This window comes from Achromobacter sp. HZ01, from assembly GCF_003267925.1.
In the GTDB taxonomy this organism is placed as follows: domain Bacteria; phylum Pseudomonadota; class Gammaproteobacteria; order Burkholderiales; family Burkholderiaceae_B; genus Achromobacter; species Achromobacter pulmonis_A.
Genome location: NZ_LWKV01000005.1, coordinates 147240 through 160715 on the forward strand (window position 1 = coordinate 147240; position 13476 = coordinate 160715).

A 13476-nucleotide genomic window follows, 5' to 3' on the forward strand; every position below is an offset into this window, starting at 1 on the left:
CGAAGGGGCGGACGTCACAGTAAGGGATGGGTGCTGATCCAGGCGACCAGCAGGCTGACGGTCAGCACCGAGGCGACGGTGCTGACCAGGATGGCGCGCGAGGTCACGCGCGCGTCGCGGCCGTACATGGCGGCCAGCATGAAAGGGCCGGTGCCGATGGGCAGGGCGCTCATCAGCACGGCGGTCCAGGCCCACATGGGCGGCATGGTGAACACGTAGAACGCCAGCAGCGCGGTCACGGCGGGCTGCAGCAGCAGCTTGCCGCAGACCAGGCGCAGCACGCCGGGGCCGGAACTGGCGGTCTCGGTCTGCGCCAGGAACAGGCCTATCGTGACCAGCGCGCAGGGGCTGGCCGAGGCGCCCAGCAGCGCGACGTAGCGGTCCAGGCCTTCGGGCAGCGGCTGGCCGGTATAGGCCCAGGCCAGGCCCAGCATCGGCGCGGCCAGCAGCGGGTTGCGCATCAGCGCGCGCCCGACCTTCAGCAGCGTGGCGCCTATGCCGGGAGCCTGCTGGCGGTCGAACTCGATCAGCGCGATGGCGAAGCCGAACAGCACGCTGGCGGTGAGCAGCGTGGTGAAGGTGGCGGGCGCCAGGCTCTCGGCGCCGAACAGCGCCAGGCATAGCGGTATGCCCATGTAGCCGGCGTTGGCGTAGGAGGCGGCCAGGCCCTGGATGCTGCGGTCGGTCAGCGCGGGCTGGCTGCGGCGCGCGCCCAGGAACGAAGCGAGGAAGGTGACGGCGATGCCGCCGGCGAAGGCGGCGGCGAAATCCCAGTGCGCGGCCTGGGCCAGGTTCACCTGCGTCATGGCGCGAAACAGCAGCGCCGGCAGCGACAGGTAGACGACGTAGCGGTTCAGCGCGTCGGTGGCGGCCGGACCCAGGATGCGCCAGCGGGCGGCCAGCCAGCCGGTCAGGATCAGGGCGAAAACCGGCAGGGCGGCGGTAATGACGGCGTTCATGAGCAGGCTAGCGGGAGGGCGGTCATTCTAGCGCGGACCCGCCTTGCGGGCGCGCGTCACCAGCAGGATGCCGAGCGCGGCCAGGGCCATGCCGGGCCAGGCCAGCGCCGGGATGGCTTCGTCCAGCACCGCCAGCGCGATGAGCGCGGTGCACGGCGGGACCAGGAAGAACAGCGCCGACACGCGCGAGGCCTCGCCATGCCGGATCATGGTCAGCAGCAGGGTGATGGCCACCAGCGAATTGCACAGCACCAGATAGACCAGCGAGGCCCACAGCGCGCCGGTCCACTCGATGCGCATCGGCTCCAGCCAGAAGGCCAGCGGCGCGGTCACGGCCAGGCCGACCGCGTACTGCACCATATTCGAGACGGCCGGATGGGTTTCGGCGCCGTAGCGTTTTTCATACAGCGTGCCGCCGGTGATGGACAGCAGGGCGCCAATGGCGAACAGCAGGCCCAGCGGCGAGAGCACGTCGACCGAGGCCTTGGCCACGATCACCAGCGCTGCGCCCGACACGCCCAGGCCCAGGCCGGCCCAGCGCCGCGCGTCGACGCGCTCGTGGGCGATGGCCGGGGCCAGCAGGCCGATCAGGATGGGCTGCAGCGAAGCGATCAGCGCCAGCCCGCCGGCCGACATGCCTTGCTTGAGCGACAGGTAGGTGAAGCAGAAATAGCCCGCCTGCAGCAGCAGGCCGACCATCGCCAGATGGCCCCAGGCCGCCGCCGCGCGCGGCAGCGGCGGGCGCGCGAACAGCAGGAAGGGGGCCAGGATCAGCACCACGCAGGCGTAGCGCAGCGCCAGGAAAGTCATGGGATCGGCGTAGGCCAGCCCGACCTTGAGCACGACGAAGCCGCTGGACCACAGGAGCAGGAAAAGCGCGGGCGCGGCTTTCAGCCAGGCGGGGGGAGCGGCAGGCGGCATGTCGGGGCGCGGAGGCGGGAGCAAGCTGCGATCGTACCCCTTTTGGGGAATCTTCATCCCTGAGAGAATCGGCGTAGGATTCTTTTATTCATTGGCAGCACGCGAGGGATGGACATGTCGACCAATAAAAAAGCTACGGTGCGCATTGCGCTGGGAACCTGGGACCGCTTGCGCGAGGACGCTTATTCTGTGCGCCACGAGGTTTTCGTGGTCGAACAGAAAGTGCCGCCCGAAGTCGAAATGGACGACGACGACGCGGTCTCGGTGCATGCCGTGGCCTACGGGCCGGACGGCACGCCGATGGGCACCGGGCGGCTGTTGCCCGATGGCCATATCGGCCGCATGGCGGTCCACAAGCGGGCCCGCGGCATGGGCGTGGGCGGCCAGTTGCTCGACGCCCTGATCGAACAGGGCCACGGCGACGGCCACCGCATGCTGGTGCTGCACGCGCAGACGCATGCCGCCGGCTTCTACGAAGCGCACGGGTTCCGCATCGAAGGCGAGGAGTTCGTCGAGGCCGGCATTCCGCACGTCGTCATGACGCGCACGTTGAAGTAGGGCGGCCCGGCGGCTCCGTCGGAGCCGCCGAATATCGAAGGGGCAAAGAAGAAGACAAGCAAATAAAAACCCCGGACGCTTACGCGTTCGGGGTTTTTTTGGCGCATCACGCAGGTACCTCGTGATGTAATAATTGGTGCCCAGGAGAGGACTCGAACCTCCACACCTTGCGGCACATGGACCTGAACCATGCGCGTCTACCAATTCCGCCACCTGGGCGCTGTCGCTTCACATTTCACTTCGCTCTCGCGTTGTTTCGTGTTCAGCAGCAGAGAAAAGAATTATGCATGTTTTTTTAGAAGTGTGCAAGTCGTGCCGGCTTTTTTTCACTTTTTCGTGGAATTTTTTTGGCGCGTTGGGCGGCTGCAACTTTAGATATAGTGTCGCCCCATGCCACGCCCACTTTGCACGCGCTGCCTGCGCCCCTTGTCGCACTGCCTGTGCGCGCTGATTCCCTCGCTCGAATGCCGCACGCGCCTGGTGGTGCTGCAGCATCCGAGCGAAGCGCGCCATGCATTGAACACGGCGCGGCTGGCCGTGCTCGGCTTGGCCGGCGCACGCCGCGTGGTGGGCGAATATTTCTCGGAACAGGACTGGACGCAGCCCGGCTACGCGCCGCGCCTGCTGTTTCCGGGCGAGGGCGCCGAGGTGCTGACGCCGGGCTACGGCCGCGAGCTGGGCATGCCCGTACAGTTGATCGTGCCCGACGGCACCTGGGGCCATGCGCGCAAGCTGCTGCACATCAATCCGCGGCTGGCGGCGCTGCCGCGCGTGATGCTGCCCGCCGGGCTGTCGACGCGCTATCGCGTGCGCCATGCCGACATGCCGGGCGCGCTGTCCACCATCGAGGCCGTGACCCATGCCTTGAACGCCATCGAGGCGCCGCGCAATTTCGACGCCTTGCTGCGGCCGTTCGAAGCCTTGATCGACGGGCAGATCGCCGGCATGGGCGCCGACCTCTACGCGAAGCATCACCTGAACCGCAAAGTGCCCTGGCGCTGAGGGGGGGTGGCGGGGCAGGCCGGGCACAAAGCAAAAGCCCCGAAAACCTTGCGATTTTCGGGGCTTTTCAGCTCTTGCTGTCGAGACCTCGATCGAGGTTCCGACTGGAATTCCGTGGTGCCCAGGAGAGGACTCGAACCTCCACACCTTGCGGCACATGGACCTGAACCATGCGCGTCTACCAATTCCGCCACCTGGGCACTGAGAGATACTGTCAGATTGTTGTGCTACGCTGCGGCCTGTTGCGCATCTGGTACAAGAGTTAGTTAACTATTAATCAACTAAATCCGCATTCAGAAGTGCAGCAGGTCGTAGTTGGTTTTACAATCGGGCTTTGGATTATTCATCCCGCCCTCTGACCTTTCTGCTTCAGTGTTCAGCCTTGGGCGAACCACAGAAGCTGCGCATTATATACGGAAAATTTAGCTTTGGCAAAACGATCGAATAACGAATCGAATAACAACAGATCAACACCCTTGCCCGAAGCGCCGCCGGACTTCGATCCCGATGTTCCGTCTCGTGAAGCCATCCTGAAAGCGTTGCGCGCCGCGGGCTCGCCGCTGTCTCCGGTGGAGCTGGCCGAGCGCATGGGCATCGAGCGCGCCGCGACCATGGTGGGGTTTGAACGCCGCCTGGGCGCCATGGAGCGCGACGGCCAGCTGATGCCCAATCGCAAGGGCGTGCTGCTGCTGGCCACCAAACTGGATTTCATCGCCGGCAAGGTGCTGGGCCATCGCGACGGCTTCGGCTTCCTGCTGCGCGACGACGGCGGGCCGGACCTGTTCCTGTCGCCGCGCGAAATGCTCAAGGTGCTGCACGGCGACCGCGTGCTGGTCAAGCCCACGGGCGAATACCGCGGCAAGCCGGAAGGCACCATCGTCGAAGTCATCGAGCGCCGCACCAACAAGCTGGTCGGACGCTTCCTGCACGAGCACGGGCTGTCCATCGTGGTCCCCGAGGACCAGCGCATCAAGCACGACATCCTGATCCCGCCCAGCGACACCAACGGCGCCCAGCACGGGCAGGTGGTCGCGGTCGAGATCATGGCGCAGCCCACCCGCCACACGCAGCCGTTGGGCCGCGTGGCCGAGGTGCTGGGCGAGATCGACGATCCGGGCATGGAAATCGAGATCGCGGTGCGCAAGTTCGACGTGCCCGTCGAATTCTCGGAGCCCGCCCGCAAGCAGGCCGCGCGCCTGCCGGACGTGGTCCGCAAGGCCGACCTCAAGGACCGCGTGGATCTGCGCGACGTGCCGCTCATCACCATCGACGGCGAGGACGCGCGCGACTTCGACGACGCGGTCTATTGCGAACCGGTGGAACTGGGCTCGGGCCAGCGCAAGCGTCCGGGCTGGCGCCTGCTGGTGGCCATCGCCGACGTGAGCCATTACGTGCGCCCGGGCGACGCGCTCGACGAAGACGCGCTCGACCGCGGCACCAGCGTGTACTTCCCGCGCCGGGTCATCCCGATGCTGCCGGAGTCGCTGTCCAACGGCCTGTGTTCGCTGAACCCGGAGGTCGACCGCCTGGTGCTGGTCTGCGACATGGTCATTCCGGCCAGCGGCGCCAAGGCCGGCACGGTCACCGCCTACCAGTTCTACAACGCCGTCATGCATTCGCATGCGCGCACCACCTATACCAATATATGGGCGGCCCTGCAGCAGCCCGGCGGCCCGGCCGCGCACGCCATGCGCAGCGTCATGCCGCAGGTCCAGCACCTGTACGAGCTGTTCCAGCTGCTGTCGCAAGGGCGCAAGAAGCGCGGCGCGATCGACTTCGACACCGTCGAGACCAAGATCGTCTGCAATGAACTGGGCCGCATCGAGCAGATCGTGCCCTCGGTGCGCAACGACGCGCACAAGCTGATCGAAGAATGCATGCTGGCCGCCAACACCTGCGCGGCCGACTTCATGACCCGCAGCAAGCATCCGGGCCTGTACCGCATCCACGAAGGGCCCACGCCGGAGCGCCTGCAGTCGCTGCGCGAATTCCTGCGCACCATGGGCCTGACGCTGGGCGGCGGCGAAACGCCCACCGCCAAGGACTACGGCGACTTCCTGGATCTGGTGCGCGGCCGCCCCGACTACCAGCTGCTGCAGACCATGTGCCTGCGCTCCATGCAGCAGGCCGTCTACAGCCCGGACAACATGGGCCACTTCGGCCTGGCCTATCCGGGCTACAGCCACTTCACCTCGCCGATCCGCCGCTATCCCGACCTGCTCACGCACCGGGTGATCAAGGCCCTGCTGGCCGGGCAGCGCTACGTGCCCAGCCTGGACGACCAGCCGGTGGTCATCGGCCGCACCCAGCGCGAGCACGAACACGCCATCTGGGAAAAGCTGGGGCTGGTGCTGTCGGCCAGCGAGCGCCGCGCCGACGAGGCCTCGCGCGACGTCGAGGCCTGGCTCAAGTGCTGGTTCGTCAAGGAACGCGTGGGCGAGGATTTCAGCGGCACGGTCACCGGCGTGGCCAGCTTCGGCATCTTCGTCACGCTGGACACCTTGCACGTCGAAGGCCTGGTTCACGTCTCGGAGCTGGGCGGCGAGTACTTCCAGTTCAACGACGCGCTGCATGAGCTGCGCGGCGAACGCACCGGCATGCGCTACCGCCTGACCGACAAGGTCCAGGTGCAGGTTTCGCGCGTGGACCTCGAAGCCCGCCGCATCGAGTTCCGGCTGGTGCAGGGCACCAGCTTCGACGCGCTGCGCAAGGCGGCCGCGCGCGGGCCGGACGAGCCGTCGCGCCGCGTGAAGAAGGCGGCCGCGCCCAAGCCGGCCGCGCTGAAGGGCCAGACCGCCAAGGAACGTCGCGCCGAGGCCAAGAAGGCCGGCAAGCCGTCCAAGGCGTCCAAACGCGCCGCGCCCGCCAAGAAGGCGACGCACAAGCGCCATTGACGCCGGTTCCCGGGCCGGTGCGCGCCGGCCATGGCGCGCGCCATAAGGGGTAACATTGCGTCTATGGCCGGTTCTTCCGGCGGCCCGCCCCGCTCTGGGGCGGGTGTCCGTTTATCTAAAGGTATTGCATTTATGGCGTCGACCCAAGTTCTGGCCGGGTTTCACGCGGTGGTCGCGCGGCTGCGCCACGCGCCCGATTCGATCAGGGAAATCTATGTAGAGGCGTCGCGCCGCGACAAGCGCATGCAGGCTTTCATCGAGCAGGCCGAGAAAGCGGGCCGCCGCCTGCATCCGGTGCCGATGGAGCGCCTGGACGGCCTGGCCCGCGGCACGCGGCACCAGGGCGTGGTGGCGCTGGCCGACGAGCGCCAGCTGGCGGTGGACGTGGACGAAGTGCTGGACGTGATCGAAGGCCCGCCGCTGCTGCTGATCCTGGACGGCGTGACCGACCCGCACAACCTGGGCGCCTGCCTGCGCACCGCCGATGCGGCGGGCGTGCACGCGGTGATCGCGCCGCGCGACCGCGCCGTGGGCCTGAACGCCACGGTGCAGCGCGTGGCCTGCGGCGCGGCCGACACCGTGCCTTACCTGATGGTCACCAACCTGGCGCGCACCATGCGCAGCCTGAAGGACCGCGGCGTCTGGCTGGTCGGCACCGACGACCAGGCCGCCGACAGCATGCACCAGGTCGACGCCCGCCAGCCGATGGCCTGGGTCATGGGCGCCGAAGGCGAGGGCATGCGCCGCCTGACCCGCGAAACCTGCGACCAGCTGGTCAACATCCCGATGCTGGGTTCGGTCGAAAGCCTGAACGTCAGCGTCGCCAGCGCCGTCTGCCTGTACGAAACCGTGCGCCAGCGCCGGTCCTGATCCGCCCGCCGCTTACGCAGTCGATCCCTTTTCTATCGCGTCACGCCATCATGCACGAGAACGGCTTTACCACCACGATCCTCCATTCCGACCGCAAGCAGTCCGCCGAGCACGGCGCCGTGCACAAGCCGATGCACCCGTCCTCGGAGTTCGCCTACGACGACGCGCGAGAACTCGCCGCGGTGTTCCAGGGCAAGGCCGGCTTCACCTACGCGCGCCAGGGCACGCCCACCACCACCGCGCTGGAAGCCAAGGTCAGCCAGATGGAAGCGGGTAAGGGCACGGTCAGCTTCGCCACCGGCATGGCCGCGCTGGCCGCCATCTTCACCACGCTGCTGCGCCGTGGCGATCATCTGGTGTCCAGCCAGTTCGTGTTCGGCAACACCAACAGCCTGTTCGGCACGCTGCAGGAACTCGGCGTCGAAATCACGTTCGTGGACGCGACCGACTCCTCGCAAGTGCGCGCCGCTATCCGGCCCGAGACGCGCATGGTCTTCACCGAGACCATCGCCAATCCGGGCACGCAGGTCGCCGACCTGGCCGTGATCGGCGAGATCTGCCGCGAGCATGGCCTGGTCTACGTGGTCGACAACACGCTGAGTTCGCCGTGGATGTTCCGCCCGTCCAGCGTGGGCGCGTCGCTGGTGATGAACTCGCTGTCCAAGTACATCGGCGGCCACGGCAACGCGCTGGGCGGCGCGGTGACCGACACCGGCCTGTATGACTGGTCGAACTACGCGAACATCTACGAGGCCTACCGCAAGGGGCCGGCCACCGGCTGGGGCCTGACCCAGATCAAGAAGAAGGGCCTGCGCGACATGGGCGGCACGCTGGCCGCCGAACCGGCGCACCGCATCGCCGTGGGCGCCGAGACCCTGGCCCTGCGCATGGCCAAGCACTGCTCCAACGCGCTGGCGCTGGCGCGCTTCCTGGAAGAGCATCCCGGCGTGGCCAAGGTGCATTACCCCGGCCTGGCCAGTCACCCGCAGCACGCGCGCGCGGCCGCGCTGTTCGGTTCGCGCTTCGGCGGCCTGCTGGGCGTGGAGCTGGCCGACGGCGTGGACTGCTTCGACTTCCTGAACCGCCTGCGCGTGGTGCTGATGGCGACCCACCTGGGCGACACGCGCAGCCTGGCGCTGCCGGCCGCGCACACCATCTATTACGAGATGGGCGCCGAGCGCCGCAAGCAGATGGGCATCGCCGACAGCCTGATCCGCGTGTCCGTGGGCATCGAGGACGAGGCCGATCTGCTGTTTGATTTCGATCAGGCGCTCAACGCCTGCCTGAAGGGATAATGCGGCGAGCGCGCGCCGTTGCGGCCGCGCGCCCGAGTACGCAAACGGGGCAAGGCCCATGCTCATACAGATAGCAGAAATTTTCACGCCCGAAGAAGCCGCCGAGATCCGGCGGCGCCTGGACGCGGCCGACTGGGTCGACGGCAAGGTGACGGCGGGCTACCAGTCCGCCGAAGTCAAACACAACCGCCAGCTGCCCGAGCAGCATCCGCTGGCGCAGGAACTGGGCAGCCTGATCCTGCAGCGCCTGGCGGCCAACAACCTGTTCATGTCGGCGGCGCTGCCGCGCAAGATCTTTCCGCCGCTCTTCAACCGCTACGAGGGCGGCGAGGCTTTTGGCTATCACGTGGACAACGCCGTGCGCGGCATCGCCGGCACCGCCGAGCGCGTGCGCACGGACCTGTCGGCCACGCTGTTCTTCTCCGAGCCCGATTCCTACGATGGCGGCGAACTCGTCATCGACGACACCTACGGCCCGCGCGCGGTCAAGCTGCCGGCCGGGCACATGGTGCTGTATCCCGGCACCAGCCTGCACAAGGTCAACCCGGTCACGCGCGGCGCGCGCGTGTCCTCGTTCTTCTGGATGCAGAGCCTGGTGCGCGAAGACAGCCAGCGCGCCTTGCTGCTGGACATGGACGTGGCGATCCAGCGCCTGAACCAGGACGCGGCGGGGCATCCTTCCATCGTGCAGCTGACCGGCATTTACCACAACCTGCTGCGTCGTTGGGCAGACGTTTGAAGCCCGGGCAAGCGCTCGCGGCGCAGTGTCGCGCAAACGCAAATTTGCGTGTTTCTGTTTATTGCGAAAACGGCTAAAAGCTAGTATTGGCGCGGGTTGTGGTGAGGTTTTCGCTTGACAGCCGCCCTACGCCAAGGCCTAATACACGTCTGCGTCGCTGACGGTTCGAAGGCCATTGCCATTGAATCCTAAGCGGCGCAGCACTTTAAAAGTTGTGCTTTGCAGCGCAAGAAAAAGTTTATCCACTGTCTGTTCGTCGTTTGTCGGGTCTTGCGTCTTTCGTGGCGTCCAATCATGACGGCCAGGGACTGCACCTCCGGCAGACTCCACACCTTGTGAGGGGTACACCTGCATGAACAAAACCGAACTCATCGATCATATCGCCAGCAAGGCCGACATCTCCAAGGCTGCTGCCGGCCGTTCGCTCGACGCCCTGATCGGTGCCGTCAAGACCACCCTGAAGAAGGGCGGTACGGTTACGTTGGTTGGCTTTGGCACGTTCGCCGTGTCGGCGCGCGCCGCCCGCACCGGCCGTAACCCGCGCACGGGCGAAACCATCAAGATCAAGAAGGCCAAGGTGCCGAAGTTCCGTCCGGGCAAGGCCCTGAAGGACGCCGTCAACTAATGGACGGCCGGCGGTCGCAAGGCCTGGCGCCATGCGATTTGCCGACATGTGCGCGGTCCGGTATACTCCGGCCCGCGTAATGCTTTTGAGTGCCCCGGTTGGCAGTTGCTTGTACGGATTTTTCGCGAATTTCGTCTTGAGGCTGCATCAGAAAAGGGTGCTTAGCTCAGTTGGTAGAGCGGCGCCCTTACAAGGCGTAGGTCACAGGTTCGACCCCTGTAGCACCCACCACCGAAAGCAAACCGCGTCGCTGCAAATCCCGCAAATCCGGATTGCAGTAACCATAGAAAACCCGCACACATCGCCGTGGCGGGTTTTTTGTTTTTGCGGTGGTTGTTTTGTGCGGATTGTTTGCGCGCAATCATTGCGCGGCGCAGGTCCAGACGAAATAGGACGTGCGAATCATTCGCATTTAAGATATTATTATGGGCTTGTACCGGCCTGCCGGCGCCGCTTAAGTGTGCGTGTCGTTTCTGGCGGGCCGGAGAAGTCAATGCCATCTGGCTCATGCACCCCGGCTGATTCATGCCTAGTCTTCAACGCGGTTGGAATTCATCTTCCCGGCCTTCATACGGTATACGCACGGGCGCCGGCCTGGCCGTTCTTGCGCTTCATGCAGCGGTCGTCGGCGCCATCTTCCTGATGCCCGAGGACGCTCCCAAACTGGAGGAGTCTGAGGCGATCATGGTGAGCGTGGTGGAAGCGCCCGTTCCGCAGATGGCCAAGGCCGAGCCGGCGCCCGAGGTGCCGCAACCGGTGGTCGAAACGCCCCCCGAACCGGAGCCCGAGGTCGAACCCGAGCCCGAGCCTGAACCCGAGCTCAAGCCCGAGCCGGAACCCGAACCGGAGCCCGAGCCGGTGGTCGAAAAGCCGGTCGTCCCGGCGCCCAAACCCAAGCCCAAACCCAAACCGAAGCCCAAGCCCAAGCAAGAGGTCAAGCCCGAGGTCAAGCAGCAGCCCAAGCCGGAAACCCCGCCGCAGCAGACGCCGCCCAGCGGCCTGCCGGAAGGCACCCAGGCGCCGCAGGGGCCGCAGCAAGGGCCTCCGCCGGATCAGCCGGTGCTGGTTTCCAGCATCGAATTCCGGGGCTCGCGCCAGATCCCCAACTACCCCATGATGTCGCGCCGCATGCGCGAAGAGGGGCGGGCGGTGGTGCTGGTGGAGATCAATACCCAGGGCCTGGTCGAGCGCGTCAGCCTCGACAAGTCTTCGGGCCATCCGCGCCTGGACGAGTCGGCGCTGGCAGCCGCCCGCAAGGAGCGTTTCAAGCCTTATACCCGCAATGGCGTGGCCTATCCCGCCAAAGCCAAGATTCCGTACGATTTCGTCATGAGGAACTGAGATGTCCAACGCACTGCATAGCGCCACGCTGGTGGCTCAGGCGACCACCAGCCCGGCTGCAGCGCCGGCTGCCGCCGCGCCCGCCGCCGCCGCGGCTCCCCAGGCCGCTCCGGCCGTCGGCGAAGCGGTCCAGCAGGCCGCCGGCGCGCTCCAGCAGTCGGCCGACGCGCTGCACGGCGCCGCGGCCGCACTGCCCACCCCGCCGGCGCCGATCGCCACGCCCGACATGGGCTTTCTGCACTTCGTCGCGCAAAGCGACTTCGTCGGCAAGAGCCTGTTCATCATCCTGATCCTGATGTCGCTGGTGACCTGGTACCTGATCCTGGTCAAGGCCGCCAGCAACGTCGCCATGCGCAAGCGCGCGGCCGACTTCCTGAACAAGTTCTGGAACGCCAGCTCGCTGGAGCAGGTCGAAAACGAAATCGTCACGCACGGCGCGCGCGATCCGTTCTCGCACCTGGCCAGCCACGCCATGCATGCGCAGGCGCACCACAACAAGTTCGGCGCGACCAAGCTGGAAGAATCCGGCAGCAACTCCGACTTCGTCACCCGCACCATGCGCAAGGTGATCGACGAGGAAACCGCCAAGCTGGAAAACGGCCTGACCGTGCTGGCCTCGGTGGGCTCGACGGCGCCTTTCGTGGGCCTGTTCGGCACCGTCTGGGGTGTGTACCACGCGCTGGTCGGCATCGGCCTGTCCGACGGCGTGACCATCAACCGCATCGCCGGTCCGGTGGGCGAGGCGCTCATCATGACCGGCCTGGGCCTGGCCGTTGCGATTCCCGCGGTGCTGGCGTACAACACCTTCGTGCGCAACAACCGCGTGTTCCTGTCGCGCCTGGACGCCTTTGCGCATGACCTGTTCGCGTTCCTCACCACCGGCCAGCAAGTCGAGCTGTCCGACGGCAAGGTGCGCGCCCTGCGCCGCCAGAGCGGCGGCGCCCAACGCGGGAGCGAATAATGGCCTTTGGCAGCTTCGAGGGCAAAGGGTCCGGAAGCCACACGGTTTCCGAGATCAACATGGTGCCCCTGATCGACGTCATGCTGGTGCTGCTGGTGATCTTCATCATCACCGCGCCGCTGCTGGCGCACTCGATCAAGATCAACATGCCCCAGGTGGCCGCCGAGCAGATCGAAGAGGAGCCCAAGACCGTGGACCTGGCCATCGACGCCGGCGGTGCGCTGTTCTGGGATGAAAAGCCGGTCAACATCGACGACCTGCCCAACCGCTTCAAGGCGATCGCCGGCACCAAGCCGCAACCCGAGATCCGCATCCGCGCCGACCAGAACACGCGCTACGAAGTCCTGGCCAAGGTCATGGCTTCGGCGCGCCGTTCGGGCATGTCGCGCATCGGGTTCGTCACCACCCCGCCGTCGGGCGGCGCGGCGCCGGCCGCGGCCGAGGGCGCTCCGGCGCCGTCCGCGCCCTGAACGCATTCCGGCCCGGGGGCGCAGCCGGCGCCCCCTTCGCGCCGGGATCGCGCTAGAATCGCGGCATGCGAGTTCTGGTAATCGAAGACGACACCACCCTGGGCCACGCGCTCCAGGAATTTCTGGCCGACCAGGGGTATGCGGTCGACTGGCTGACCGATGGCGACCGTGTCCTGGGCGCCCTGGCGGGCCAGCCGTATGACCTTCTGCTGCTCGACCTCAATCTCCCGGGCATGAGCGGGCTTGACGTGCTGCGCCAGCTGCGCCAGGACGGCAACCAGGTTCCCGTGCTGATCCTCACCGCCCGCGACGGCCTCGACGACCGCGTCGCCGGCCTGGACGCCGGCGCTGACGATTACGTTACCAAGCCTTTCGAACTGCCCGAGCTGGCCGCGCGCGTGCGCGCCTTCGGCCGGCGCCGCGCCGGGCAGGCGCAGCCGCTGATCGAGGTCGGTCCGCTGGTGTTCGACACCGTCGGGCGCGAAGTCCGCGCCAACGGCCAGCGCCTGTCGCTGTCGGTGCGCGAACTCTCGGTGCTGGAAATGCTCATGGCCCGCGTCGGCCGCGTCGTGACCAAGCGCCAGATCGTGAATTCGCTTTCCGCCTGGGACGCCGATTTCAGCGAGAACGCCGTCGAAGTCTATGTGTACCGCCTGCGCAAGCGCCTCGAAGGCACCGGCGCCAGCATCCAGACGGTGCGCGGCTTTGGCTACATGCTGGATGTCGAAACGGTCTGAAGGCCCCGCGGCCCGGCATGCCTGCCGAGCGCATTCCGCCGCCTGAGCAAAGGCACCGCGCATGACGCAGGAACGTCCTCCCAACGCCGCCCCGCCCCCACGCC

General features: G+C 66.7%; 13 protein-coding genes and 3 tRNA genes. 12 read left to right on the top strand and 4 right to left on the bottom strand.

Annotated features, from left to right (window positions below):
- Window positions 1-14: 14 nt before the first annotated feature.
- Window positions 15-959 carry an AEC family transporter gene (locus tag A6B37_RS23415; RefSeq protein ID WP_111827042.1) on the bottom strand — a complete coding sequence of 315 codons (945 nt, stop codon included), beginning with the start codon at window positions 957-959 and terminating at the stop codon, window positions 15-17.
- Between the two features lie 27 nt (window positions 960-986).
- On the bottom strand, window positions 987-1880 hold the full coding sequence (locus A6B37_RS23420) for a DMT family transporter (RefSeq protein ID WP_102774942.1): 894 nt from the start codon (window positions 1878-1880) through the stop codon (window positions 987-989).
- A 114-nt stretch (window positions 1881-1994) separates the two neighbouring features.
- On the opposite strand from A6B37_RS23420, the gene A6B37_RS23425 reads away from it, so the two are divergent.
- Window positions 1995-2438, top strand: coding sequence for a GNAT family N-acetyltransferase (locus A6B37_RS23425; protein ID WP_102774941.1), 444 nt, complete (start codon window positions 1995-1997; stop codon window positions 2436-2438).
- Between the two features lie 134 nt (window positions 2439-2572).
- Here the strand turns inward: A6B37_RS23425 and A6B37_RS23430 are convergent.
- Window positions 2573-2657: transfer RNA gene (locus A6B37_RS23430), tRNA-Leu, on the bottom strand.
- Window positions 2658-2828: 171 nt separating this feature from the next.
- Between A6B37_RS23430 and A6B37_RS23435 the strand changes: the two genes are divergently transcribed.
- Window positions 2829-3440: a DTW domain-containing protein gene (locus tag A6B37_RS23435; RefSeq protein ID WP_102774695.1), complete on the top strand. Its 612-nt coding sequence runs from the start codon at window positions 2829-2831 to the stop codon at window positions 3438-3440.
- Between the two features lie 115 nt (window positions 3441-3555).
- Here A6B37_RS23435 and A6B37_RS23440 read toward each other — a convergent pair.
- Window positions 3556-3640: transfer RNA gene (locus tag A6B37_RS23440), tRNA-Leu, on the bottom strand.
- A gap of 228 nt (window positions 3641-3868) precedes the next feature.
- On the opposite strand from A6B37_RS23440, the gene rnr reads away from it, so the two are divergent.
- The 10 genes from rnr to A6B37_RS23490 all read left to right on the top strand — a co-directional run bounded on the left by rnr (window position 3869) and on the right by A6B37_RS23490 (window position 13372).
- On the top strand, window positions 3869-6334 hold the full coding sequence (rnr, locus tag A6B37_RS23445) for a ribonuclease R (protein WP_111827043.1): 2466 nt from the start codon (window positions 3869-3871) through the stop codon (window positions 6332-6334).
- A 132-nt stretch (window positions 6335-6466) separates the two neighbouring features.
- Window positions 6467-7204 carry a 23S rRNA (guanosine(2251)-2'-O)-methyltransferase RlmB gene (gene rlmB / locus A6B37_RS23450; protein WP_102774693.1) on the top strand — a complete coding sequence of 246 codons (738 nt, stop codon included), beginning with the start codon at window positions 6467-6469 and terminating at the stop codon, window positions 7202-7204.
- Between the two features lie 50 nt (window positions 7205-7254).
- The gene (locus tag A6B37_RS23455) at window positions 7255-8499 is read left to right on the top strand and encodes a cystathionine gamma-synthase family protein (protein WP_111827044.1); all 1245 of its coding nucleotides are present in this window, start codon (window positions 7255-7257) and stop codon (window positions 8497-8499) included.
- A 58-nt stretch (window positions 8500-8557) separates the two neighbouring features.
- The gene (locus tag A6B37_RS23460) at window positions 8558-9238 is read left to right on the top strand and encodes a Fe2+-dependent dioxygenase (RefSeq protein WP_102774691.1); all 681 of its coding nucleotides are present in this window, start codon (window positions 8558-8560) and stop codon (window positions 9236-9238) included.
- Between the two features lie 352 nt (window positions 9239-9590).
- Complete coding sequence (locus tag A6B37_RS23465; RefSeq protein ID WP_003812968.1) at window positions 9591-9863, top strand: HU family DNA-binding protein; 273 nt, start codon at window positions 9591-9593, stop codon at window positions 9861-9863.
- 155 nt (window positions 9864-10018) lie between these two features.
- Window positions 10019-10094: transfer RNA gene (locus A6B37_RS23470), tRNA-Val, on the top strand.
- Between the two features lie 294 nt (window positions 10095-10388).
- Complete coding sequence (locus A6B37_RS23475) at window positions 10389-11204, top strand: energy transducer TonB (protein ID WP_111827045.1); 816 nt, start codon at window positions 10389-10391, stop codon at window positions 11202-11204.
- Window position 11205: 1 nt separating this feature from the next.
- Entirely contained in the window at window positions 11206-12165 is a 960-nt protein-coding gene (locus A6B37_RS23480) for a MotA/TolQ/ExbB proton channel family protein (RefSeq protein ID WP_102774626.1), read from the top strand.
- The gene (locus A6B37_RS23485) at window positions 12165-12635 is read left to right on the top strand and encodes a biopolymer transporter ExbD (protein WP_102774625.1); all 471 of its coding nucleotides are present in this window, start codon (window positions 12165-12167) and stop codon (window positions 12633-12635) included. Before A6B37_RS23480 ends, A6B37_RS23485 begins: the two co-directional genes overlap by 1 nt.
- A 65-nt stretch (window positions 12636-12700) precedes the next feature.
- Window positions 12701-13372, top strand: a complete 672-nt coding sequence (locus tag A6B37_RS23490; RefSeq protein ID WP_102774624.1) for a response regulator transcription factor — start codon at window positions 12701-12703, stop codon at window positions 13370-13372.
- The last annotated feature ends 104 nt before the right edge of the window (window positions 13373-13476 follow it).